This window comes from Pseudomonas sp. NFACC42-2, from assembly GCF_900116055.1.
In the GTDB taxonomy this organism is placed as follows: domain Bacteria; phylum Pseudomonadota; class Gammaproteobacteria; order Pseudomonadales; family Pseudomonadaceae; genus Aquipseudomonas; species Aquipseudomonas marginalis.
Genome location: NZ_FOZO01000001.1, coordinates 591,871 through 616,151, shown reverse-complemented (window position 1 = coordinate 616,151; position 24,281 = coordinate 591,871). Strand labels below are relative to the sequence as shown.

The 24,281-nt window shown below is 63.4% G+C and carries 24 protein-coding genes and 1 pseudogene; 15 read left to right on the top strand and 10 right to left on the bottom strand.

What is annotated here, in order from left to right:
- The first annotated feature begins 225 nt into the window (after positions 1-225).
- Positions 226-696: a DUF1289 domain-containing protein gene (locus tag BM416_RS02790; protein WP_065928006.1), complete on the top strand. Its 471-nt coding sequence runs from the start codon at positions 226-228 to the stop codon at positions 694-696.
- Between the two features lie 34 nt (positions 697-730).
- Here BM416_RS02790 and BM416_RS02785 read toward each other — a convergent pair whose 3' ends face one another.
- Positions 731-1,594, bottom strand: a complete 864-nt coding sequence (locus BM416_RS02785) for a universal stress protein (RefSeq protein WP_092485125.1) — start codon at positions 1,592-1,594, stop codon at positions 731-733.
- A gap of 148 nt (positions 1,595-1,742) precedes the next feature.
- Here BM416_RS02785 and BM416_RS02780 point away from each other — a divergent pair, with 148 nt between their 5' ends.
- Positions 1,743-2,345 (top strand): MiaE family protein, encoded by a 603-nt coding sequence (locus tag BM416_RS02780; RefSeq protein WP_027608547.1) that lies wholly within the window; start codon positions 1,743-1,745, stop codon positions 2,343-2,345.
- Here the strand turns inward: BM416_RS02780 and BM416_RS02775 are convergent.
- Entirely contained in the window at positions 2,301-3,500 is a 1,200-nt protein-coding gene (locus BM416_RS02775) for an MFS transporter (RefSeq protein ID WP_092485122.1), read from the bottom strand. The genes BM416_RS02780 and BM416_RS02775 overlap by 45 nt on opposite strands.
- A 157-nt stretch (positions 3,501-3,657) precedes the next feature.
- On the opposite strand from BM416_RS02775, the gene BM416_RS02770 reads away from it, so the two are divergent.
- Entirely contained in the window at positions 3,658-4,365 is a 708-nt protein-coding gene (locus BM416_RS02770; RefSeq protein ID WP_092485119.1) for a response regulator, read from the top strand.
- On the top strand, positions 4,366-5,643 hold the full coding sequence (locus BM416_RS02765; RefSeq protein WP_065942047.1) for an ATP-binding protein: 1,278 nt from the start codon (positions 4,366-4,368) through the stop codon (positions 5,641-5,643).
- Between the two features lie 75 nt (positions 5,644-5,718).
- Here the strand turns inward: BM416_RS02765 and BM416_RS02760 are convergent, their stop codons facing one another.
- From BM416_RS02760 to BM416_RS02745, 4 genes are all read right to left on the bottom strand, one after another.
- A complete protein-coding gene (locus BM416_RS02760; protein WP_092485116.1) occupies positions 5,719-6,510 on the bottom strand; it encodes a MipA/OmpV family protein in 792 nt (263 codons plus the stop codon).
- Positions 6,511-6,529: 19 nt separating this feature from the next.
- Positions 6,530-8,353, bottom strand: coding sequence for a serine hydrolase domain-containing protein (locus BM416_RS02755; RefSeq protein ID WP_092485113.1), 1,824 nt, complete (start codon positions 8,351-8,353; stop codon positions 6,530-6,532).
- A 94-nt stretch (positions 8,354-8,447) separates the two neighbouring features.
- Entirely contained in the window at positions 8,448-8,936 is a 489-nt protein-coding gene (locus BM416_RS02750) for a GFA family protein (protein WP_092485111.1), read from the bottom strand.
- Positions 8,937-8,969: 33 nt separating this feature from the next.
- Positions 8,970-9,860, bottom strand: coding sequence for a LysR family transcriptional regulator (locus BM416_RS02745; RefSeq protein ID WP_092485108.1), 891 nt, complete (start codon positions 9,858-9,860; stop codon positions 8,970-8,972).
- Positions 9,861-10,194: 334 nt separating this feature from the next.
- Between BM416_RS02745 and BM416_RS02740 the strand changes: the two genes are divergently transcribed.
- The 8 genes from BM416_RS02740 (at position 10,195) to dctM (ending at position 18,695) form a co-directional block, all read left to right on the top strand.
- Positions 10,195-11,013: an HTD2 family dehydratase gene (locus BM416_RS02740; RefSeq protein WP_092485105.1), complete on the top strand. Its 819-nt coding sequence runs from the start codon at positions 10,195-10,197 to the stop codon at positions 11,011-11,013.
- Positions 11,014-11,042: 29 nt separating this feature from the next.
- On the top strand, positions 11,043-12,206 hold the full coding sequence (locus BM416_RS02735; RefSeq protein ID WP_092485102.1) for an acyl-CoA dehydrogenase family protein: 1,164 nt from the start codon (positions 11,043-11,045) through the stop codon (positions 12,204-12,206).
- Positions 12,207-12,216: 10 nt separating this feature from the next.
- Positions 12,217-13,566, top strand: coding sequence for an MmgE/PrpD family protein (locus BM416_RS02730; protein WP_092485099.1), 1,350 nt, complete (start codon positions 12,217-12,219; stop codon positions 13,564-13,566).
- 9 nt (positions 13,567-13,575) lie between these two features.
- A complete protein-coding gene (locus tag BM416_RS02725; protein ID WP_092485096.1) occupies positions 13,576-14,769 on the top strand; it encodes a CaiB/BaiF CoA transferase family protein in 1,194 nt (397 codons plus the stop codon).
- Positions 14,770-14,783: 14 nt separating this feature from the next.
- Positions 14,784-15,596: an HpcH/HpaI aldolase/citrate lyase family protein gene (locus BM416_RS02720; RefSeq protein ID WP_092485093.1), complete on the top strand. Its 813-nt coding sequence runs from the start codon at positions 14,784-14,786 to the stop codon at positions 15,594-15,596.
- A 155-nt stretch (positions 15,597-15,751) separates the two neighbouring features.
- Positions 15,752-16,735 carry a TRAP transporter substrate-binding protein gene (locus BM416_RS02715; protein WP_092485599.1) on the top strand — a complete coding sequence of 328 codons (984 nt, stop codon included), beginning with the start codon at positions 15,752-15,754 and terminating at the stop codon, positions 16,733-16,735.
- A gap of 47 nt (positions 16,736-16,782) precedes the next feature.
- A complete protein-coding gene (locus BM416_RS02710) occupies positions 16,783-17,415 on the top strand; it encodes a TRAP transporter small permease (RefSeq protein ID WP_027608529.1) in 633 nt (210 codons plus the stop codon).
- Complete coding sequence (gene dctM / locus BM416_RS02705) at positions 17,415-18,695, top strand: C4-dicarboxylate TRAP transporter large permease protein DctM (RefSeq protein WP_027608528.1); 1,281 nt, start codon at positions 17,415-17,417, stop codon at positions 18,693-18,695. Before BM416_RS02710 ends, dctM begins: the two co-directional genes overlap by 1 nt.
- 56 nt (positions 18,696-18,751) lie before the next feature.
- On the opposite strand, the gene ampC is transcribed toward dctM, so the two are convergent.
- Positions 18,752-19,906 carry a class C beta-lactamase gene (ampC, locus tag BM416_RS02700; RefSeq protein ID WP_092485090.1) on the bottom strand — a complete coding sequence of 385 codons (1,155 nt, stop codon included), beginning with the start codon at positions 19,904-19,906 and terminating at the stop codon, positions 18,752-18,754.
- A 127-nt stretch (positions 19,907-20,033) separates the two neighbouring features.
- Between ampC and BM416_RS02695 the strand changes: the two genes are divergently transcribed.
- Both BM416_RS02695 and BM416_RS30295 read left to right on the top strand, forming a co-directional pair.
- Positions 20,034-20,912: a LysR family transcriptional regulator gene (locus BM416_RS02695; protein WP_092485087.1), complete on the top strand. Its 879-nt coding sequence runs from the start codon at positions 20,034-20,036 to the stop codon at positions 20,910-20,912.
- Between the two features lie 128 nt (positions 20,913-21,040).
- Positions 21,041-21,166 (top strand): annotated as a pseudogene (locus BM416_RS30295) (DUF2252 domain-containing protein); the annotation flags it as partial.
- Between the two features lie 147 nt (positions 21,167-21,313).
- Here BM416_RS30295 and yghX read toward each other — a convergent pair.
- Positions 21,314-22,201, bottom strand: a complete 888-nt coding sequence (gene yghX / locus BM416_RS02690) for a YghX family hydrolase (protein ID WP_092356890.1) — start codon at positions 22,199-22,201, stop codon at positions 21,314-21,316.
- A gap of 44 nt (positions 22,202-22,245) precedes the next feature.
- Positions 22,246-22,740 carry a PaaI family thioesterase gene (locus tag BM416_RS02685; RefSeq protein ID WP_092485084.1) on the bottom strand — a complete coding sequence of 165 codons (495 nt, stop codon included), beginning with the start codon at positions 22,738-22,740 and terminating at the stop codon, positions 22,246-22,248.
- Positions 22,741-22,826: 86 nt separating this feature from the next.
- Here BM416_RS02685 and BM416_RS02680 point away from each other — a divergent pair, with 86 nt between their 5' ends.
- Positions 22,827-23,384: a YceI family protein gene (locus BM416_RS02680; protein ID WP_092485081.1), complete on the top strand. Its 558-nt coding sequence runs from the start codon at positions 22,827-22,829 to the stop codon at positions 23,382-23,384.
- Here BM416_RS02680 and BM416_RS02675 read toward each other — a convergent pair.
- Positions 23,381-24,271 (bottom strand): DMT family transporter, encoded by an 891-nt coding sequence (locus BM416_RS02675; protein WP_092485078.1) that lies wholly within the window; start codon positions 24,269-24,271, stop codon positions 23,381-23,383. The genes BM416_RS02680 and BM416_RS02675 overlap by 4 nt on opposite strands.
- Between the last annotated feature and the right edge of the window lie 10 nt (positions 24,272-24,281).

Genomic DNA, 24,281 nt, shown 5'->3' with positions numbered 1-24,281 from the left:
TTACCTACCGGGTAATAACCATCGCCAACACCGTTCTGAAGGAACGACTGTGCTCGTGACGCTTTGAAAACAGCTTCCAGCGGATTATTGGCGCCTTACAAGGCCGGATGATTCTACGGCAAAAAATTTCGAAAGGTAAGTTGCATCACCAAGTTTGCTGGGTGATCAACCTTAGACAAAGGGCTAACATGGCGCACTGTTTCGCTGATTTGCGTGTCGTTGCCCATGTCCAACCAAACCATCAAGACCCCCTGCGTCGGCCTGTGCTCCACGGTCTACGGCGATCTCGTGTGCCGTGGCTGCAAGCGTTTCCACCACGAAGTGATCCAGTGGAATGGCTATAACGAGGAAGAAAAACGCGCGGTCTGGCTGCGGCTGGAGCAACTGTTGGTGCAGGTGATGGCCGGCAAGCTCGAGATTTTCGACCCCAAGACCCTGCGCGGCCAACTGGAGCAACGCAAGATCCGTTTCGTGCCGCACCAGTCCGAGTACTGCTGGGCGTACCAGCTGATTGCCCGCGGCGCGCGGGTGATCAATAACCTGGAAGCGTACGGCATGGTGCTGTTGCCGGAGTTTCGTGATTGGGCGTTGCCGGAACTGCGCGATGCCATCGACCGTGAGTTCTTCATTCTGTCCGAGGCCCATTACCAGCGCTATATCGCCCCGGGGTTCCTGAGAGACGCGCTGGCTGACTGACAACACACATCCAACTGTGGGAGGGGGATCGGCGTCAGGCCTTGGTCGCCAGTTCTTCCAGGTGATCCATCAACGTCTGCGGCTTGAGCACCAGTACATCACTGTCGACCGCATCCAGGATCACCTCCGCCGTATTACCGATCAACGCCCCGGAAATGCCGGTGCGCCCCACGGTGCCGATGATGGTCACGGCCGCTTTCAATGTGTGGGCCAGGTGGGGGATCAATACATCCGCCGGGCCCTCCTCGACATGCAGGTGCGCGTCATCCACATCGAATTCCGCCTGGAACGCCTTGCACTGCTCGCGATAACGCGCCTCGATGGTTTCCTTGAGCTGGAACGTCGGGTCCGCCGCCGACAACATCGGCGACGGATGGGCGCTGATCACATGCAACTGCGCCTTGGCCAGGCTGGCGATGTCGAAGCCATGGTCGATGATCGCGTGATGCAGCTCGCGGTGTTCCCCGTCGTTGTTGCCCACATCGATCGCCGCCAGAATCACCCCGCCCGCCCAGGGTGTGGACGTCTTGACCAGCAACACCGGCGTCGGGCAGAAGCGCAACAGCTTCCAGTCCGCCGGCGTCAGCAGCGCCTTTTTCAGCGGGCTGTCGGGAAAGTGCTGCTTGATCACCAGCCCACAGCCTTCGGCCTGCTGCACGTCGATAATGGTGTCATGCAGGCTTTCATTCCACGCCTGTTCGGTGGTCACGCTGTAACCGTCCTCCTGCAAACCGGCCTTGAGCAGGCTCAACAGCGCCGAATGCTCGTGTTTCCTGTCGCAGACCAGCAAGTGCAGGTGTGCGCCGGTGACCCCGGCGATCAGCTTGGCGCGCTTGAGGGCCAGGCTTTCCGAATGCGCGGGCTCGATGACCACCAGGATGCTGCGAATGGCTTGCATGATCGGATCTCCAAAAGGGTGGGCGTGGAACAACTATAGTTGCTGCCCGCCAGACGTCATGTTGATGCACATCAAGGCCGGTGGCTGGTGGTCTGCGGCGCGGTGGGTATAATCGGCGGCCTTTTGTGATCCTTTGCCCGTGAGCCCGATGAACCTGCCCGAAATCCACGAATTCCTCGGTTGCCGAACCCCCGATGCCTGGGTGCAGGCCGCATTGGCCGATCAGGACACCCTGTTGATCGACCACAAGAACTGCGAATTCAAAGCGGCCAGCACCGCCCTGAGCCTGATCGCCAAGTACCACGCCCATGTTGACCTGATCAATATGATGTCGCGGCTGGCCCGGGAAGAACTGGTGCACCATGAGCAGGTCATGCGCCTGATCAAGAAGCGCAAGGTCGAATTGCGCCAACTGCACGCCGGGCGCTATGCCTCCGGTTTGCGCAAGGTGGTGCGCAGCCACGAGCCGGTCAAGCTGGTGGATACCCTGGTGGTCGGCGCCTTTATCGAAGCCCGCAGTTGCGAGCGTTTCGAAGCGCTGGTGCCGCATTTGGACGAAGAACTCGGCAAATTCTACTTCGGCCTGCTGAAAAGCGAGGCGCGGCACTTCCAGGGTTACCTGAAGCTGGCCTACCAGTACGGCGACGCCAAGGACATCGCCCAGGTGATCGAGCGGGTGAGGGCGGCCGAGCAGGAACTGATCGAATCACCCGATATCGAGTTCCGCTTTCACAGTGGCGTGCCAGCCTGAGGCCACGGCCACGCCGATCAATGTGGTGATCCCGGTCAGCAGCAGGATCACAGTTTGCGTGCCCAACGGCGCCGCCAGCAGCGCAATCACCAGGCCGGCCAGCGGCTGGGGCAGGTTGTTGAGCAAGGTGATCACGCCCACGGTCTTGCCGAAGTCCTGCACCGGAATGACCCGCTGACGGGTGCTGCGCAGGTACACGTTGAACATCTTGTCGAAGCCGGTGACCAGCAGGAAGCCCAGGGTGTATGCCCACAGGTTGGGACTGACCGCCATGATCAACGCGCCGGCGCCGATCATCGAGTAAGACAGCCCGCCCAGCACTTTCAAGGGCAGGGTGGCGCGCGCCAGGTAAAACAGAATTGCGATGGTCACCCCCGCGCCGGCCGCCTGCAGCAGGGCATAGGTGTCCTTGTCGGCGGCGTACAGGCCGGTGACCATGGCGGCGGAGGTGGCCAGCGTCACCCCGATGATCAGGTTCACACCGACCGCCAGGGTAATGATCCGCTTCAGCTCCGCCAGGTTACGAATATGCCCGAAGGCGATGCGCAGCGGTTGCAGCCAGATATCCCGGTGCTGCCGATGGGTGTCCAGGCTTGCCGTGGTTTTACGCTGCCAGGCCAGCATCGCCAGGTCCGCCAGCACAAACAGCCCGGCAATTCCCAGCACCACCCAGTGCCAGGCCCACACCTCCAGCATCAGCGCGGCCACCAGCGGCCCCAGCACCAGGCCGCTCTGGTCGGCGATCTGCGAGTAGGAGAGGGTCTTGGCATAGCTGTACTGCTGGAAGACATGGGGCATCAGCACTTCGCGGGCCATGATGCCCTGGGTCGTCAGTACCCCGCATAACGCCGACAGCAGCACCAGCCAGTAGATACCGTCGAACATCCCATACAACGCCACCGCCACCACACAGGCCAGTGCCCGGTAAACCTGGCTGATATGCAGGATGCGCACCGGCGAATACTTGTCGCACAACGCCCCGCACACCGGAAACGCGAGATAGCGCGGCAGTGATTCGACGAAAAACGCCAGCCCCGCCCAGGACACGCTGTGGGTGGTCTGGAACACGATCAGCGGCACGATAAACAACAGGATCTGGTCCGCCAGCCGCGACAGGAACAGCGAAACGAAGAACGCCAGGTAATCCTTGCGCATACAACTCCCTGTGGATGGCGTTAAAAAGTGCAGGCTATTTGTTAAAAACTCTTAAAAGCATGAAGCTTCGTCCGCACCAACTGGCCAGTTGCTTTAGTTGCCCAGCTTGCCACCTATAATGCCCGCTCTTCAATCCGCCTTTGCACACTGAGAACTTATGGAAAACCTGGGTCTGGGCAAGGTCCTGCTCGTTGAGGACGACGAGAAGCTGGCAGGGCTGATCGCGCATTTTCTGTCACAGCATGGCTTTGAGGTGCGCGTGGTGCACCGTGGCGATGAAGCCCTGGCGGCGTTCCTCGACTTCAAACCCAAGATTGTCGTGCTCGACCTGATGCTGCCGGGCCAGAGTGGCCTGCATGTGTGCCGCGAGATCCGCACGGTGTCCGACATCCCCATTGTGATCCTCACTGCCAAGGAAGACGACCTGGACCACATCCTCGGCCTGGAGTCGGGTGCCGACGACTATGTGATCAAGCCGATCAAGCCGCCGGTACTGCTCGCACGCCTGCGCGCGCTGCAACGTCGCCAGGCGCCCGAGCCGACGGTGCGCGGCGCCCTCGCGTTCGGCCGGTTGGCGATTGACCGCAGTTGCCGGGTGGTCAGCCTGGGGGACGAGCAGATCGACCTCACCACCATGGAGTTCGAGCTGCTGTGGTTGCTGGCCAGCAGCGCGGGCAAGATTCTTTCCCGCGACGACATCCTCAACCGCATGCGCGGCATCGCCTTCGACGGCCTTAACCGCAGCGTCGACGTGTACATCAGCAAGCTGCGCGGCAAGCTCAATGACAACCCCCGTGAGCCGGTGTGCATCAAGACCATCTGGGGCAAGGGCTATCTGTTCAATCCGTTTGCGTGGGAGGTCTAGATGCTGCGCCTGTTTCTGCGCCTGTATGTGATTCTGGCGATCGGCCTGGCGGGGGCGATCTGGCTGGTCAACTACACCTTCGACGAACTGCTCCCCGAAGCCAACGAAACCTACAACCGCGAAGCCATGCGTGGCCCGGCATACGGCTTGGTGGAGCAACTGCGGCCGTTGCCCGTGGAGCAGCGCGCCGCACGGCTGGCCGAGTTGCAGTCCCACTACGGCCTGCGCCTGAAGCTGGTGCAAAAGGATGCCCAGGCCCTCACCGAGCGCGAACAGAAGCTTCTGGAACAGGGCTTGCTGGTGGTGCGCGGCGACTTCATGGAGTTTCTCACGGGCATCGACGGTGGCGCGCAACTGCTGGAAATCAAACTGCCGGAAGAGCCCAAGTGGTTATACCTGTGGGCCTACGGTTTTCTCGGGCTGTGCCTGGCCATCGTCCTGTATTTCTGGGTGCGCCCGCACTGGCGCGACCTGGAACATATCCGCCTGGCCGCGCAGCGCTTCGGCGACAACGACCTCGGCTCGCGCATCCTGCTGCCGCGCAGCTCCACCGTGCGTGCGCTGGCCGGGCACTTCAACCAGATGGCCGAGCGCATCGAAAGCCTGATCGCCAACCAGCGCGAACTCACCAATGCGGTGTCCCACGAGCTGCGTACGCCGATTGCACGGTTATCGTTCGAACTCGACCAGCTCAAGCAACAGGCCGACCCGCACCAGCGGGGCGAATTGATCGCCGATATGTACGCCGACCTCGGCGAGCTGGAGGAGATGGTGTCCGAGCTGCTCACCTACGCCAGCCTGGAGCGCGGTGCCACCCAGGTCACCCGCGAGCGCATCGAGGCCCACAGCTGGCTCGACAGCGTGATCGGCAGCGTCGCGCTGGAAGCGGAGGCGGCCGGCATCCAGTTGTCGTTGCGCACCTGCGAGGTCGACGTTATCCAGATCGAGCCGCGCTTCATGGCCCGCGCCGTGATCAACCTGCTGCGCAATGCCATCCGTTATGCCGAGCGCCGGGTCGAGGTGTCGCTGGTCAAGTTCGGCGAGGGCTACGAAGTGCGTGTGTGTGACGACGGCCCCGGCGTGCCCGAGGAGGGCCGGGCCAGGATCTTCCAGCCCTTCATGCGCCTGGATGCCAGCCGCGACCGCCGCACCGGCGGCTTCGGCCTCGGCCTGGCGTTGGTGCAACGGGTGTCGCAGTGGCATGGCGGGCACGTGCACGTGATGGATTCGGAGTGGGGCGGGGCGTCGTTTCGCATGACGTGGGCGTATGCCGAATAGGTATCCGGAGAACAATGGGAGGCAAATGTGGGAGGGAGCAAGCCCCTTCCCACATTTTCTGACGGGCTTACCCGATCAAAAGGTGTATTCCAACACCCCCATCACCGAGGTCTGCAAGCGCCGCTCCACAATCGGGCTCTTGCCGGCGTCATCCGCCAGGTATTGCACATCCAGCAGGGTCGAGAACTGGGTGTGCTCGCTGATCGGCAGGCTCCACACCAGGTTCATGCCATTGCTGATATTGCCCGCACCGGCCTTGTAGGCCTTGAAGCGACTTTGCGCGGCCTGGCCGGTGGTCACGCCGTACCAGGTCTGCAGGTAATTGCGGTCACCAAAGTGACTGTTGAGGCGGGCATCGACCGATCCGTAGCGGCCGTCGTAGAGCGTGGTGCCCAGGCTCAGCTCCAGGTGGGTGAACGCCTTGCCGCTGTCCTTGTGGTCATCTTCCTTGAGCGCGTGTTCCAGGGTCGCGCCGGCAATCACGCCACCCAGGTTATAGCTGGCACTCACTCCCACTTGCGGGCGGGCCTTGATCTCGCCCATGCCCTTGAGCCGCTTCGAGCCGGCGTGCAGGCTTTGATTCTTGTCCTTGCGTGAATGGCTGGCACCGATGTAGGTGCTGAAGCTCAAGGCGTTGCCTTCATAGCCCCAGCCCAGACCTTTGTCGGTGTCGAGGAAGATCCCCCAGGGGCTGACGACTTTGCCACCCAGCACCGGCGCGGTCATGCGTTCGTCGCTGCCGCTGTAGCGGGGTACGTTGGCCATGCCGGCCTTGAGGCTGTATTGCCAGTCTTCGGCAATTGCGCGGTCGGCAGCGGCCAGCAGGCACAGTGAGGAGAGCGACAGGTACAGGGGGGTTGAGCGCATAAAGGGTTCCATATGAGGGTTAGAAGGCCAAGGGTTTATGAGGGGATCGGGTGCGTTTGAAGGCGTAGCCCGAAGCGCTGAGACCGTTGATCTGGCGGCTCACCGTATCGCCCAGGCCGTAGCCGTTACCGGCGAGGACGGCATGGGCGTTGTCGATCGGCAGCAGGATGTAGTCGGTCAGCGGTTCGTCGTGCAGTTGGCCGCGGATCACCAGGAAGCCGTCTTCCAGGCGCACGCTGATGCCGCTCAGGGGGGCGTCCGGCTCATGGGTGTTGAGCACTTGATAGGTGCCGATGGTGTCGGCCCAGGCCGAGGACAAGGGCGGCGGTTCGATGCGCTCACCGATAGCCACGCGCTGGCCGTGGCTGCGGGCGGTGAGCATCTGGCGGCCTTGCACGGTGACCACGTCCAGTTGCACGCGGCCCAGTTCGCCGAGGTCCTTGAACCAGAAGCCGAGCACTTTCTTCTGCGCGCGCAACCAGCCGTCGTCGTCGCGCAATAATTCGAAGGTGTAGCCGGCCAACTCGCCCGACAGCCGCTGATCGTCATCCTTGATCCGGAACACGCCCCAGGCGGTGGCGTAGAAGCCGGCCAGGCGCTTGCGGTCGATGGCGGCCGGCACGTGGCGCAATTTCAGGCCGTGGCTCGGCGCCTGGCAATCGTCGGCGCAGACCGCGTGGCCGGTTTGCGCCTGGAGCAGCAGGCGCAGGGTGTCGGTGGCCAGGCCGGCCACCAGGTCTTCGGCGTTGCTGTCATTGGCCATGATGATCACGGCCAGTTGCTGGTCGGGCAGCAGGCTCAGCTGCGCGGCAAAATCGTCGCCACCACCGCTGTGCTGGTAAGTGCGTATACCGGGGCCGACGGGCTCGTCACCGCATGGGGCGAGGAACCAGCCCATGCCCATCTGGCAATCGAAGTCCAGCGCATTGCCGGTATTCTGCTGGGTGAACATCGCGTCAATCGAAGCGCTGCCCAGCACGCGGTTGCCTTTGTAGACGCCTTGGGCGAAGAGCATGTGCACGTAATGCGCGAGGTCTTTCGGGCTGGCCCACAGGCCGCTGGCGGCGAGGTCGCGCACCGGGGCATCGGTACTGGCAACGCCGTCCGTGTAGCCCAGGGCGCGGAACGCCTGCTGGCTGGCGGTGCCGACAAAACTCGACTGGTTCATTTCCAGCGGCTTGAGCAGGCTGTTTTGCAACTGGGCTTCAAAGCTTTTGCCGCTGCTGCGCTCGATGGCCGCGCCCACCAGGGCATAACCGAGGTTGGAATACGCCACCTGCGAGCCTGGCGGGCTGCTCAGCCAAACCCCCGACACGCGCATCGGCATCTGCCCCATGGCGTAGGTGCTGCGCAGGTCACGCAGGTGTTCGCTGGGCAGGCCGGACTGGTGGCTGAGTAAACGCCGCAGGGTGACAGCGCGGTCGGCAGCGGCCTGGTCGTCATGAAAGCGCGAGCGCACGTAAAACTCGCGCAAGGTCTGCTGGATCGGCGCATCCAGCGCCAGCCGCTGTTGTTCCACACATTGCAGCGCGGCCGTGGCGGTGAGCAGCTTGGAAATGCCACCGGCACGGAACGCGGTGTTGGGCGTGACCGGCACGCCCCGGGCCTTGTCGGCCAGGCCGAAGCCCTGGGCCCAGATCAGCTCCTGGCCATTGACCAGGGCAATCGACAGGCCGGCGATATGCTCTTGGGCGATCGCCCGGGGAATGCGGGCTTGCAGGTAGCGGATGATGGCGCCGTAGTCACTCTTCTGAATGGGCGGCGGTGCCGGCGGCTGCCCATGGCAACCGAGGCTGCCCAGCAGGCAACCCAGCAGCGGAATACCGCGCAATCTGCGAAACATGAGGAGCACCCGAATGGCTGTTTGGATGCTCGAATGCTAGGGAAGGGCCGTCCAACAATCTTTGCGAGCTTTGTCGGGAAACTGTCAAAGACTGTTAACGGCTGAGCCCATGGCGTTCATGCCACTGCGCGATGGATTCTTCGGGGTATTCCTCAAACTGCAGGTCGCCCTTGCGCACGCTGACCTCGACCCACGGCGCCTTTGAGCCCAGCATCAGGTGCGTATGCGCCGGCGGTACTGGCAACGGCGTGTCGATGGCCGAGGCAAACGGGTGGATCAGCTCCGGCCACTCCGGGCTGAACAGCCATAGCGCAGTGCCGCACTGCGAACAGAAATGCCGCTCGGCGCTACTCGAATGGGCACGGCTGGCGCCCTCGGGTTTGAGTCGGGCGTGGTAGATCGAAATCTGTTTGCGTCCGCGCACTTGCAAGCTATTGGCATCCCCGGCCAGGTTGATCGCATAACCGCCGCCGCCTTGGGTCTTGCGGCAGATCGAGCAATAGCAACGCTGGTAAGGGTACGGGTGGGCGCTGGTGAGGCTGAACGTCACGGCGCCGCAGTGGCAGGATCCTTCAAGCTGCATGGGAGGTTTCCTCTGGCAAGGTGACTTCTGAGCTTAGGTGCTTTCCGGCATCAACGTGGCAATCAATGCCCGTATGGTGCCGGGCAGTGCCTCAAGCTCCCTGACCAGAATACTGCGCTCGCGAATCGCCCACGGCTCCTCCAGCGTCACCGCCACCAGTTGCATGGTGCGGCTGTGCCTTACGGCAGCGGACTCGGGGATGATGCCGATGCCCACGCCCGCTTCGACCATCCGGCAAATCGCCTCGAAACTCGACACTTGGATGCGCAGTGACAACTGCTTGCCCAGCCGCTCGACGTGTTCACGCAGGAAGCTCAGCAAGGTGCTGCCTTCATGCAGGCCGATATGCTGATAGGCCAGGGTCTGCTCCAGGGTGACCGAGGCTTGACCGGCCAAGGCGTGGCCGACGGGCACCATCAGCACCAGTTTGTCGGTGCTGAAGTGCAGCACCTGCAAACCCGCCGCCTCCACGGGGCCGGCGATGATGCCCATGTCACTGGTGCCATCCAGCACGCCGCGCACGATATCCCGGGATAAGCGCTCCTGCAGGTCGACGGTCACGCCAGGACGCTGGGACAGGAAGCCGGCCAGCACCTCCGGGAGGAACTCGGTGACCGCCGTGGTGTTGGCGAAGATGCGGATATGCCCGGCGGAATCCACGCCGTATTGGGTGAATTCACTCTTGAGGTAATCCACCTGGCGCATGATCAATCGCGCATGGTGCAGCAGTCGTTCACCCGCCGGGGTGATCTCTACGCCACGGCTGTCGCGGTACAGCAGGCGGGTGTCGAGCTGGCCTTCCAGCGCCTTGATCCGCGCACTCGCGGCGGCCGGCGAGAGGAACGCGCGCCGGGCGCCCTGGGTCAGGCTGGGGGATTCGGCGATATGGATAAACAGGCGCAGGTCGGCCAGGTCGAAGTGCATGCAAAACTCCCGAATGAATGACCCCGGTATATACCGTCCTATCCAACACCGCCCAAATCCCCGTAGCAGCTGCGGAGCGCAAGCGAGGCTGCGTAGGCCGTCACTCGGTCCTGAATCGACAGCGCGCCCGACGCAGCCTCGCCGGGGCTCGACAGCTGCTACGGATTTGCGCGGTGTTGGATAAGACGGTATCTGCGGATCTGGGCCGCGCGGGATGTCGGGGAAAGAGCGTTCAGCATAACCGAACGCTGGTTTATTGAAATGCAAATTCTCAGAACGGGGCCGTGCTTGCATGATCCGGGGCAGACACTCACTGCCCGAGGACCTGTACCCGATGAGCGCCACTGACTGGATCGGCCGAAGCGAAACCGCCCACGACCACCTGAGCCATAACCTGCTCAAACGCATTGCCGCCACCTTTGGCGAAGCCGTCCCCGAGCAGGGCGCGGACCTGCCGCCGCTGTGGCAGTGGTGCTTCTTCCAGGACCCACTGCCGGAAAGCGCCCTGGGCGGCGACGGCCACCCGGCCCGTGGCGGCTTCCTGCCGCCGGCGGATAACCGCAATCGCATGTGGGCCGGCGGGCGTATCGAGTTCCTGCACCCGCTGCGGGCCGGCGAGGCGGCAACCCGTGTGTCGACCATCACCCAGGTCGAAGAAAAGACCGGGCGCAGCGGCTCGCTGTTGTTTGTCACCGTGCGCCATGACTATGTCCAGGACGGTCGCCTGGCGATCCGCGAAGAACAGGACATCGTCTACCGCGAGCCGACGCCGCCCAAGCCGGGCAGCGGCGAGGCCCCGGCCCAGGGTGAGTGGCAGGAAACCATCGACCCCACGCCGACCCTGCTGTTTCGCTACAGCGCCGTGACTTTCAACGGTCACCGCATTCACTACGACTACCCCTATGTCACCGGCACCGAAGGCTACGCCGGGCTGGTGGTGCATGGTCCGCTGATCGCGACCTTGAGCCTGCGCGCGTTTTGCCGCGCCCATCCCGAAGCCAGCGTGCGCCGCTTTACCTATCGCGGCGTGCGCCCGTTGATTGCGCTGCAGCCGTTTGCCGTGGGCGGTCGCATCAGTGAAGCGGGGGTGGCGGCGTTGTGGGCCGGGAATACCGATGGCCTGGCGCAGACCGCTGAAGTGCATTTCGAATAAGCCAAGAACAACAGGCGGAGAGCCGTGAGATGAACCCGAATGACAACGAAGCACTCAATGCCATCCGCGACGGCGTGCGCGCCTTGTGCGCCGCATTCGACGCGGCCTACTGGCGCCGGATCGACGAAGAAAAGGGCTTCCCCGAAGCCTTCGTCAAGGCGCTGACTGACGCCGGCTGGCTGTCGGCGATGATTCCCGAGGAGTACGGCGGCTCCGGCCTGGGCCTGGCCGAAGCCTCGGTGATCCTCGAGGAGGTCAACCGCTGCGGCGGTAACTCCGGCACCGTGCATGGGCAGATGTACAACATGTTCACCCTGTTGCGTCACGGCAGCGAAGCGCAAAAACGCTTCTACCTGCCCAAGCTCGCCAGTGGCGAATTGCGCCTGCAATCCATGGCGGTCACCGAGCCCACCACCGGCACCGACACCACCAAGATCAAGACCACCGCGATCAAGCGTGGCGACAAATACGTGATCAACGGCCAGAAGGTCTGGATCTCGCGGGTGCAGCATTCCGACCTGATGATCCTGCTGGCGCGCACCACCCCGTTGGCCGAGGTGAAGAAAAAGTCCGAAGGCATGTCGATCTTCCTGGTGGATCTGCGTGAGGCCATCGGCAACGGCCTGACCGTGCAGCCTATCGCGAACATGGTCAACCACGAGACCAATGAATTGTTCTTCGACAACCTTGAACTGCCCCTCGATAGCTTGATCGGCGAAGAGGGCAAGGGCTTCAAATACATTCTCGACGGCCTCAATGCCGAACGCACCCTGATCGCCGCCGAATGCATCGGCGACGGCCGCTGGTTTATCGACAAGGCCAGCGCCTACGCCCGCGACCGCGTGGTGTTCGGCCGGCCCATCGGGCAGAACCAGGGCGTGCAGTTTCCGATCGCCGAAGCCCATATCGAAGTCGAGGCGGCCGACCTGATGCGCTGGCGCGCCTGCGCGGAATACGACAGCGGCGCGAATGCCGGCGCCAGCGCGAACATGGCCAAGTACCTGGCGGCCAAGGCGTCCTGGGAAGCGGCCAATGCCTGCCTGCAGACCCACGGCGGCTTTGGCTTTGCCTGTGAGTACGACGTCGAGCGCAAATTCCGCGAGACGCGCTTGTACCAGGTGGCGCCGATCTCCACCAACCTGATCCTGTCCTACGTGGCCGAGCACCTGCTCGAGCTGCCACGCAGCTTCTGAGGGCCTGCCCATGAGCCATACCCAAGCCCTGTGTCGGTTCCTGGCCGAGCTGACCTACGAGCAATTGCCCGAACCCGTGCTGGCGCGCACCGAAGACCTGTACCTGGATTGGCTGGCGTCCGCGTTGGCCAGCCAGGGCGCGCACCCGATCCCGTTGTTCGAACGCTATGCGCAGAAGATGGGCCCGAGCAGCGGCCCGGCCCAGGTGATCGTCAATGGCACCGGCAGCAGCGCGTACTTCGCCGCATTGGTCAACGGCGCTTCGTCCCACCTGGTGGAGCAGGATGACCTGCACAACAGCTCGGTGCTGCACCCGGCCACCGTGGTGTTTCCCGCTGCCTTGGCCGCCGCCCAGGACCTCGGTAAATCCGGCCGTGACTTGTTGCTGGCCTCGGTAGCCGGTTATGAAGCCGGAATCCGCATCGGCGAATTCATGGGGCGCTCCCACTACCGCATCTTCCACACCACGGCCACGGTGGGCACCCTGGCGGCGGCCGTGGCGGTGGGCAAGTTGCTGGATTTCAATCAGGACCAGTTCATCCATCTGCTCGGCAGCGCCGGCACCCAGGCCGCCGGGCTGTGGGAATTCCTGCGCGATGCTGCCGACTCCAAGCAACTGCACACGGCCAAGGCGGCCGCGGACGGTTTGCTCGCCGCCTACCTGACGGCGGATGGCCTGACCGGTGCGCGCAATATCCTCGAAGGCGACCAGGGCCTGGCGGCGGGTATGTCCACGGATGCCGAACCGAGCAAATTGTCGGCTGGCCTTGGTAGCCGTTGGGCACTGCTGGAGACCTCGTTCAAGTTCCACGCGTCGTGCCGCCATACCCATCCGGCCGCCGATGCGTTGCTGGCGTTGATGCAATGCGAAGGCCTGGAGGCCGTCGATATCGCCGGTGTGGAAACCCGTGTGCACCAAGGCGCCATCGATGTGCTGGGGCGGGTAAGCGTGCCGACCAGCGTGCATCAGGCCAAGTTCTCCATGGGCACCGTGCTGGGGTTGATCGCCGTGCATGGCAAGGCCGGGCTCACCGAGTTTCATGAGTCGGCGTTGACCGATCCTGCCGTCGCCGCCTTTCGCGACAGGGTCAGCATGACCCTCGACCCCGAGGTCGATGGCGCCTACCCGCAGCGCTGGCTCGGCCGCGTCACCGTCACCACGGTTGACGGCCGCACCCTGCACGGCGCCATCGACGAACCCAAGGGCGACCCGGGCAACACCCTGAGCCGTGCAGAGCTGGCGGATAAATTCCAGCGCCTCGCCCGGTTCAGTCACGCCCGCACACCGGCCCAGGCCGACACATTGATCGCCAGGGTCTGGGATGTGCGCAACGCCGCGTCCATGGCCCACTGGCTCTGAGGAACTGTCATGACTGACCCACGACCGCTGGACGGCATCACCGTTGTCAGCCTGGAACACGCGATTGCCGCGCCCTTTTGCACCCGTCAACTGGCCGACCTCGGCGCCCGCGTGATCAAGATCGAACGCCCCGGCGCCGGTGACTTCGCCCGTGGCTACGACGAGCGCGTGCGTGGCCTGGCCTCGCATTTCGTGTGGACCAACCGCTCCAAGGAAAGCCTCACCCTGGACCTCAAGCAGGACGAAGCCGGCGCCATTCTCGACAGCCTGCTGGCGGATGCCGATGTGCTGGTGCAGAACCTTGCACCGGGCGCGGCGGCGCGCATGGGCCTGTCGTTCGAGGCGCTGCATGCACGCTTTCCACGACTGATCGTCTGCGACATTTCCGGCTATGGCGAAGGCGGGCCCTACGAGAAAAAGAAAGCCTATGACCTGCTGATCCAGAGCGAGGGCGGCTTTCTCTCGGTGACCGGTGGCCCGGGCGACGAGCAGATGGCCAAGGCCGGTTGCTCCATCGCCGACATCTCCGCCGGCATGTACGCCTACAGCGGCATCCTTTCCGCGCTGCTGCTGCGCGGCAAGACGGGGCAGGGCAGCCGCATCGACGTGAGCATGCTCGAAAGCCTGGTGGAATGGATGGGCTACCCGATGTACTACGCCTTCGACGGTGCGCCGCCGCCCCCGCGTGCCGGCGCGGCGCATTCGACGATCTACCCCTACGGGCCGTTTCCCACCGGTGACGGCGGCACGGTGATGCTCGGTTTGCAGAATGAGCGCGAATGGGCGGCGTTCTGCGACAAGGTGCTGCTCACGCCTGGGCTGGCGACGGATGAGCGCTTCAGCGCCAACTTCAAGCGCTCGGCCAACCGCGAGGTGCTGCGCCAGATCATCGTCGACAGCTTTGCCCAACTGGATGCCGAGGCCGTGATCCAGCGCCTGGAGGACGCGCAGATCGCCAGCGCCCGCGTCAACGATATGCAAGGCGTGTGGGACCACCCGCAGCTCAAGGCCCGCGACAGTTGGCGTGAAGTCGCAAGCCCTGCCGGCCCGCTGCCGTCGCTGCTGCCGCCGGCGCGCAACGGGGCGTTTACCCCGCGCATGGATGCCGTGCCGGCGCTGGGGCAGCACAGCCAGGGCATTCTCGAGCAGCTCGGTTACTCCGTCGACGCCATCGACAGCCTGCGTGCGCGCGGCGTTATCTAATAAGGAAGTGCGTTATGCCAAACCCTCTTGTGCGCTCTGCGCTGTTTGTTCCCGGCAGCCGACCGGAGCGATTTTCCAAGGCGCTGGCCAGTGGCGCCGACGCGGTGATCGTGGATTTCGAAGACGCGGTGGAAGAGCCGCTCAAGCGCCAGGCGCGGGATAACCTCGGGGCGTTCCTGCAAAGTCACCCGCAGGCCCGGGTGTGGGTGCGCATCAATGCGCCGGAACATGCCGGGCATTTCGACGATGTGGCGTTTTGCAAAGCCCACGCCAACGTGGCGGGTGTACTCCTGCCGAAAGTGGAAAGTGCGGCCCAGGTGGCGGTGGTCGCCACGGCGGGCAAGCTGATCTGGCCGATTATCGAAAGCGCCCGCGGCTTACTGGCGCTGGCCGACATCGCCCGGGCGCCGCAGGTCGAACGTCTGTCATTCGGCGGCCTGGACCTGGCACTGGACCTCAACCTGAGCAGCAACTCCCCGGCCGCGCAGTTCGCCCTCGACCAGGCGCGCCTGGCGCTGATCGTGCACTCCCGTGCCGCCGGCCTGGTGGCGCCACTGGATGGCGTGCACCCGGCCATCGACGACCCCGACGGTCTGCGCCGTTCGATCCGGCATGCCTATGAAATGGGCTTTGCCGGCGCGTTGTGTATCCATCCCAGGCAGGTGGCGGTGATCCATGACGCGTTGGCGCCCAGCGCCGCAGACCTGGCCTGGGCGCGGCGGGTGGTGGACGCGGGGGCGCATGGGGCGGGGGCTTATCAGATTGATGGGCAGATGGTGGATGCGCCGGTGTTGTTGCGGGCGCAGCGGTTGCTCGCACAGTTATAGCTGACGGAACCGAATCAAATGTGGGAGGGGGAACTGCATTTTTCTTGAGGTTGGTGTTCGGCGTGGCCGAACGCAGGTATCAAAAATTCGAAATTCACTACACGCGTCATATCAGGCACCTTGCCCTACAACACAACAATAAGAAGGTGATTTCCATGCTCAAGCTTTCTCGGGCGCTGTTCTGCGCCGCCACCTTGTTTGCCGCAGGCCTGGCCCAGGCGGCGGACCCGATCGTGATCAAGTTCGCCCACGTGGTTGCTGAAAACACCCCCAAGGGCCAGGGCGCGTTGCTGTTCAAGAAGCTCGCCGAAGAACGCTTGCCCGGCAAGGTCAAGGTCGAGGTGTACCCCAACTCGTCACTGTTCGGCGACGGCAAGGAAATGGAAGCCCTGCTGCTGGGCGACGTGCAGATGCTGGCGCCGTCCCTGGCCAAGTTCGAGCAATACACCCGGCAAGTGCAGATCTATGACCTGCCGTTCCTGTTCAACGACCTGGCCGCCGTCGACCGCTTCCAGGCCGCCGAGGGCAAGCAACTGCTGACCTCGATGCAGAACAAGAACATCCTCGGCCTGGCGTATTGGCACAACGGCCTCAAGCAACTCTCCGCCAACAAGGCGCTGCATGAACCCAAGGACGCCCGTGGCCTGAAATTCCGCGTGCAGGCCTCCAGCGTGCTGGAGGAGCAGTTCAAGGCGATCCGCGCCAACCCGCGCAAGATGAGCTTTGCCGAGGTGTACCAGGGCTTGCAGACCGGCACCGTGAATGGCACCGAGAACACCTGGTCCAACTATGAAAGCCAGAAGGTCAACGAAGTGCAGAAGTACTTCACCGAATCCAACCACGGCCTGATCGACTACATGGTCATCACCAATGCCACCTTCTGGAACGGCCTGCCGCCGGACATCCGCAGCACCCTGGAGCAGGTCATGGTCGAGGTCACCGTCGAGGTGAACAAACAGGCCGAAGCCCTGAACCAGTCGGCCAGGCAGAAGATCATCGACGCCAGGACCAGCGAAATCATCGAGCTGACCCCCGAGCAACGCCAGCTGTGGCGCGACGCGATGCGCCCGGTGTGGCAGAAGTTCGAAGGCGAGATCGGGGCCGACCTGATCAAGGCGGCGGATGCCGCCAACCAGTAAGGCCGGTTTCCGCCCTGACATCTCATTTGCTTTCGCGAGGTTTTGCCATGCAAACGCTAAGGCGCGTCTGGGAGCACCTGGAGGAAGGCTTTATTGCCTTCCTGCTGGCGGCCATGACCCTGGTGACATTCGTCTACGTCATGCTCAACAACATCTACACGCTGTTCTTTGCCCTGGCCGACAAGTGGGCCTTCAGCAGCAACTTCTTCAGCGCCCTGGGCGACGGCACCATGACCTGGGCCCAGGACATGACCTGGAGCGTGGCGCTGACCAAGGCCATGTTCGGCTGGCTGATTTTCTTCGGCATTTCCTATGGGGTGCGCACCGCCGGGCACCTGGGGGTGGACGCGCTGGTCAAGCTGACCCGGCGTCCGGTGCAGCGCGTGCTGGGCATGCTCGCCTGCCTGTGCTGCCTGGCCTATGCCGGGCTGTTCATGGTCGCCAGCTACAAGTGGGTCAGCGCGGTGATGACCGCCCATATCGGCGCCGAAGACCTCGATAAGTTCGGCATCGACGTGGGTGACATCGTGATCATCGTGCCCATCGGTTTTGCCCTGGTGTTTATCCGCTACCTGGAAATCTTCTACCGCATCTTTACCCGCCGTCAGGTCGGGTTGGGGCTGGCCGACGAGGCCGGTGAGGCCAGCAAGTTGGCCGGCAGCCATGGGGAGCGTCACTGATGGCCGTGCTCTGTCTGTTCCTGCTGTTGTTCGTGTTCATGTTCCTCGGCGTGCCGATTGCCATTGCGCTGGGTTTGTCGGGTGCGGTGTCGATCCTGATGTTCAGCCCGGACTCGGTCAGTTCCCTGGCGATCAAGCTGTTCGAAACCTCCGACGCCTATACCTTCCTGGCGATCCCGTTCTTCCTGCTCTCCGGTGCGTTCATGACCACCGGCGGCGTGGCGCAGCGGCTGATCGACTTTGCCAACGCCTGTGTCGGGCATATCCGTGGCGGCCTGGCGATTGCGGCGGTACTGGCGTGCATGCTGTTTGCGGCGCTGTCCGGCTCATCCCCGGCGACGGTGGCGGCGGTGGGGTCGATTGCGGTGGCGGGCATGGTGCGCTCCGGTTATCCGAAGGAATTCGGCGCGGGGATCATCTGCAACGCCGGCACCCTGGGCATCCTGATTCCTCCGTCGATCGTGATGGTGGTGTACTCGGCGGCGACGGAAACCTCGGTGGGCAAGCTGTTCATGGCCGGGGTGATCCCGGGCTTGCTGCTGGGCCTGATGCTGATGGTGGCGATCTACATTGTCGCGCGCATCAAGAAGCTGCCGGCCCAGCCACGGGCGACGTTTCGTGAGTGGCTGAGCTGTGCGCGCCGCGCGTTCTGGGGCCTGTTGCTGCTGGTGATCATCCTCGGCGGCATCTACAGCGGCATGTTCACCCCCACCGAAGCGGCGGCGGTGGCGGCGGTGTACTCGGCCTTTGTAGCGTTGTTCGTCTACAAGGACATGAAGCTGCGCGACTGCCCCAAGGTGCTGCTGGAGTCCGGGCGCCTGGCGATCATGCTGATGTTTATCATCGCCAATGCCATGCTTTTCGCCCATGTGCTGACCACCGAGCAGATCCCCCAGGAAATCACCGCCTGGGTGCTGTCCGAGGGCCTGACGCCGATTGGCTTTTTGATCATGGTCAACGTGGTGCTGCTGATCGCCGGCAGCTTCATGGAGCCTTCGGCCATCGTGCTGATCCTGGCGCCGATCTTCTTCCCGATCGCCATGAAGCTGGGCATCGACCCGATTCACCTGGGCATCGTGATGGTGGTCAACATGGAAATCGGCCTGGTGCACCCACCGGTGGGGCTGAACCTGTTCGTCACCTCGGCGGTGACCGGGTTGACGCTGGGGCAGACCATTCGTGCGGCGTTGCCGTGGCTGATGATCCTGCTGGTGTTCCTGATCATGGTCACGTACTTGCCGTTTATCTCGCTGGCCTTGCCGCACTGGTTGGGGATGTAGTGCGGGTCAACAGGTGGGAGGGGGCCAGTCGAATCGTCGCACCGCCCCCACCACCATTAGTGGTCCAGCGCACTCAAGATTGCATGGGCGACCTTTACCCGTTCGGCATTCGGGTAGTTCTTGTTCGCCAATATCACCACGCCCACTCCCTTGCTCGGCACGTACGCCACGTAGGCGCCAAACCCATTGGTGGAGCCGGTCTTGTTCACCAGGGTGTCGGCGTGGGGCGCCTGGGGCGGGGTCAGCCAGCTGACCCTGTGCGGTTCCATTGCCATGGGGGTGGAGTTGCCGGCCATCAACCCATCGAGCGGGATGGGGTAGGGGTACATTTCCCAACCCAGGCCCTGGATCATGCCGTCCACGCTGTAGTAGCCCGTGTGAGTGACGCTGATCGCCTGCTGCAGGGTTTTATCCAGCGTTGCCGGGTGCATGTTCGCGTCAACGTACTTCAGCAAGTCCGCAGCGCTGGTCTTGATGCCGTAAGCCTCGCTGTCCATGGCACCGGGGCCGACGCGTACCGGTTTGCCATCTTTGCCATAGCCTTGGGCGTACAGGCTCATCTGGCTTTGCGGCACCTTGATGAAGGTGTGCTTGAGCCCGAGTGCGGGCAACAGGGTCTTTTCCATCGCCTGATCGAACGGCTGCTTGAGGCTCTGCGCCGCCAGGTGGCCGAACAACCCCAGGCTCGGGTTGGAGTACAGGCGCTGGGTGCCAGGGGCGAAGTCGGGTTGCCACTGCTGGAAGTAGCTGATCATGCGCTGGCTGTTATCCGCGTTGGCGGGAAATTGCAGGGGCAAGCCGCCGGCGGTGTAGGTGCCGAGGTTGAGCACGCTGATACGGTCGAACTTGCCGCCGCCCAATGCCGGCAGGTAATGGCTGGCCGGATCCGAGAGCGTGAGTTTGCCGCGGGCTACCGCGTAACCGGCCAGGGTCGCGGTGAAGGTTTTGCTTACCGAGCCCACTTCGAACAGGGTGTTTTCGCTGACCGGCTGGCGGGTATCGGTGGCGGCGATGCCGTAGTTAAAGTATTGCGCCTTGCCGTCCTGCACCACGCCGACCACCAGGCCGTTAATCGACTGCTGCTGCATCAGCGGTTTTACATTGGCATCCACCACCGCCTGCAGGTCGGTGGACGCCAGGCAGTTGCCGGCGGCGATAAACACCGCGAGGGCGGTGAAATTACGCACGCCAGACAGTAAATGTTGGGGCATGATAACGCTTCCATGAGAATGATCGATTGGATGAAGAGCCTGCGCGGGCGAGGCAAATGTAGGCCGTTCGCCGGCGCTGGGCAAACGATGATATCTCGCAGTAGCCATTAGAAATATTGGGGTCAATATGCTCCGCTCCCACTTACCGTTGAACGCCTTGCGCGCCTTCGAAGCGGCCGCCCGGCATTTGAGCTTTACCCGCGCTGCCATCGAGTTATGCGTGACCCAGGCGGCGGTCAGCCATCAGGTCAAGAGCCTGGAGGCGCAGCTCACTGTCACCTTGTTCAAGCGCCTGCCCCGCGGGTTGATGCTCACCCGCGAGGGCGAAACCCTGCTGCCGGTGGTGCGCGAGTCGTTCGACCGCATTGCCCACACCTTGGGCCAGTTCGAGGGCGGGCATTACCGCGAGGTACTCACAGTGGGCGCGGTCGGCACCTTTGCCGTCGGCTGGCTGCTGCCACGTCTGCCGGACTTCCAGAGCCGCTACCCATTCATCGACCTGCGCCTGTCCACCCATAACAACCGTGTCGACGTGGCTGCCGAAGGCCTGGATTACGCGATTCGTTTCGGTGCAGGTGCCTGGCACGGCACGGATGCGCTGGAGTTGCTGGAAGCGCCGCTGACGGTACTGTGTGTGCCGTCACTCGCCGCGCAGTTGCACACGCCGGCCGACCTGTTGAAACACACGCTGCTGCGCTCATACCGTGCGGATGAGTGGAGCCTGTGGCTTCAGGCCGCCGGGCTGCCCGCCGACACCCTGGTACCGCGCAGCATCGTGTTCGACTCGTCGCTGGCGATGATGGAGGCGGCACTGCAAGGCAGCGGCGTGGCGCTGGCGCCGGCGATGATGTTCTCGCGGCAACTGGAGAGTGATGTGATTCGCCAGCCTTTCGACGTCGGCATCAGCACCGGCAGCTACTGGCTGACGCGTCTGCAGTCGCGGGCCGAGACCTCGGCGATGCAGGTCTTCAAGGCGTGGTTGCTGGAGGAGAGTGGGCGTGTTTGAGTTTTCTTGGAACATAAAGAAATATTTGCTCAGGACCGGCGTTTTACCGCTACACCTGCACTGAGTTACTCGATGAAAATCCCGCGTCCCTCCGCCTGCATGCCCTACCTGATCCAACTGTGCAACCGACGTGTAAGGACTGGATGGCGGTGTTGCAGGAAAACCGCTCCACACCGCTGGATTCACCGTCCTGGTTATGGACCGGTGGGGTGCAGTTGGTGGGTAGCCATGAACAGGGCTACCTCAACCATTGACGCTGGTATGCGCTGGAACGCTGATCTGGAATGTGGTGATGGTCAATGTGGGAGGGGGCTTGCCCCCGATAGCGGCGGGTCAGTCACCTCAATGGTTGCTGATACACCGCAATCGGGGGCAAGCCCCCTCCCACATTTGGACTGCACTTAGGCCAAGTATTTGCGGAACCAACCCAGTGTCCTTTCCCACGCCAGATTCGCCGCGGCCTCGTCATAACGCGGTGTCGAATCGTTATGGAAACCATGGTTGGCGCCCTTGTAGATATACGCTTCATAAGTCGTGCCGGCGGCCTTCAGGGCCTTTTCATACGCCGGCCACCCCTCGTTGATCCGCGTATCCAGCTCGCCGTAATGCAGCATGATCGGCGCCTTGATGCGCGGTACGTCCTTGGCTTCCGGCTGGCGCCCGTAGAACGACACCGCCGCGCCCAGTTCCGGGTAAGCCACCGCCGCCGCATTGGTCACGCCGCCGCCATAGCAGAAGCCGGTGATGCCGACCTTGCCGGTGCTGCTGTCGTGGTGCATCAGCCATTCGATGGCGGCGAAGAAGTCGTTCATCAGCTTGGTCGGGTCGACTGTCTGTTGCAGCGCCACGCCTTTTTCATCGTTGCCGGGATAGCCGCCCACCGAGGTCAGGCCGTCCGGCGCGAGGGCGATAAACCCGGCTTTGGCCAGGCGCCGGGCGACGTCTTCGATGTAGGGGTTGAGGCCACGGTTTTCGTGGACCACCACCACGGCCGGCAGCTTGCCGGTGGCCTTGGCCGGGCGCACCAGGTAGCCACGCACGGTGCCGTTGCCCTTGGGCGAGGGGTAGGTGATGTAGTCGGCAACGATGTCCGGGTCGGTGAATTTCACCTGTTCGGCCAGGGCATAGTTGGGGCTCAGGGCCGCCAGCAGGGCCGAGGCGGTGAGGCCGCCAAAGGTGAACAGCGCCGCGCGGTCGAGAAATTCGCGGCGGTTGAGCTTGCCGTGGGCGTAGCCGTCGTAGAGTTCCAGCAGTTCGGGGGCAAAGTCTTTCGCGGTGAGACGAGTCATCGGTTCGGTCCTCGATTAGCGGTGCCAGTCAATGTAGACCAGGATCAGCCGTCACGGCCATGGGCGGACGCAGCCAGTTCGCGGGTGTCGACGCGCACGAACAGCGAATCGCCGATGGCCGTGAGCACCTCGCCGGCGTACACCTCGCAGACCACGCGGCTTTTGCGGCCCACTTCGCCTTCGACCCGAGCGCGCAACGTGAGGGGCACGCCCATCGGCGTGGGCTTGATAAATTTGATGCCCAGGTTGCCGGTGACGCAGTCGATGCGCGGCAGGCTGCCGGGTTCGCGTTGTTCGGCACGGTAGTGGTAGGCCATGGCGGTCCAGTTGGAATGGCAGTCCACCAGCATGGCGATCAGGCCGCCGTAGACCAGGTCGGGCCAGCCGCTGTATTTTGCCTCGGGGTGATGTTCGGCGATGAGATGGACACCATCGGCATCCCAGCGGCTCTTGATATGCAAACCATGGGGGTTACTGCCGCCGCAGCCGTAGCAGATGCCTTCCGGCGCGGTGATGTCCTGTAGAGAAGGGGTGGGCATGCAGCGTCCTTATTGTCGTAAGCGGCTAATCTGTTTAGCAGGACAGGCACCTGATGGGAATACATCCTTTTTTTGCGGAGCGTGGCATGAAGCGTCGAATTCTCCCGTTGGTCCTGGTCCTGGGTGCTATCGGCTGTGCCCAGGCGGCGGAGTACACCGACGTCAACCGCACCGCCAGCCAGATCAGTTTTACCTATAAGCAGTTGGGGCAGCGGGTGTATGGCACCTTCGGCGACTTCGAAGGCACGCTGAGCTTTGACACGCAAAAGCCCGAAAGCGGACATGCCTTGCTCAAGATCCAGCTGGCGAGTATCGATGCCGGCAGCCCCGATGCCAACGACGAGCTGCAACGGGCCTCGTGGTTCGATACCGCGACCTATCCGGTGGGCGTGTATGAGTCCACCGCTGTAAAGGCCCTGGGGGATAACCGCTTCAACATCAGCGGCAACCTGACGATCAAGGGCACCACGCGCCCGGTGGCGGTCAACGTGGTGCTCAAGGAGCTGGATGGTATCGGCGTGTTCGACGGTGAGTTCATCCTCAGGCGCGGCGACTTCAGGATCGGCGAAGGCGAATGGGCCGGCAACAGCGTGGTGTCCGACGACATCAACATCAAGTTCAAGATGGTCGCGCCCCAGCGTTAGCGCGCGAACCGCTTGGCCCCGGCCACGCAGCCGATCACCGCGACCGTCACCAGCAGCATGCCCAGGCTGACCTGTTCATGCAGCAAGCCCGCTGCCAACGCCAGGCCGAAGAACGGTTGCAGCAGTTGCAACTGTCCGACGGCGGCGATGCCACCCTGGGCCAGGCCGCGATACCAGAACACAAAGCCGATCAGCATGCTGAACAGCGACACATAGCCCAGGCTCAGCCAGGCGGGCAGGCTGATACCGCTGACGCTCGACGGCGTCAGCACCAGGCTCAACGGCACCACCACCGGCAACGACACCACCAGCGCCCAGCAGATCACCTGCCAGCCGCCCAGGCTGCGCGACAGTGTGGCGCCTTCGGCGTACCCCAGGCCGCACACCAGCACTGCCAGCAGCATCAGCACGTCACCCGCCGGTGCGGCGCTCAAGCCCTGGGCGAAGGCGTACCCCATCACCAACGCACTGCCGAGGATCGAAAACAGCCAGAACACCGGGCGTGGACGCTCGCCGCCACGCAGTACAGCAAACACGGCGGTCGCCAGCGGCAGCAGACCGATGAAGACGATGGAGTGGGCGGAGGTCACGTATTGCAGCGCCAGCGCGGTGAGCAGGGGAAAGCCGATCACCACGCCGAGGGCGACGATGGCCAGGGGCATCCATTGCTGGCGCGCGGGACGTTTCTCCTTGAACAGCCCCAGCAAGGCCAGCCCCAGCAGCGCGGCAATGGCGGCGCGGATCATGGTCAGGAACACCGGGTCGAATTCCATCACCGCCAGGCGCGTGGCCGGCAGCGAGCCGCTGAAGATCACCACGCCGATAAAACCGTTGATCCAGCCTTGGGTGCGGGTGTCCAGGTTACTGAGGGGAGCTGTACGTTCCATAAGGGGCGTC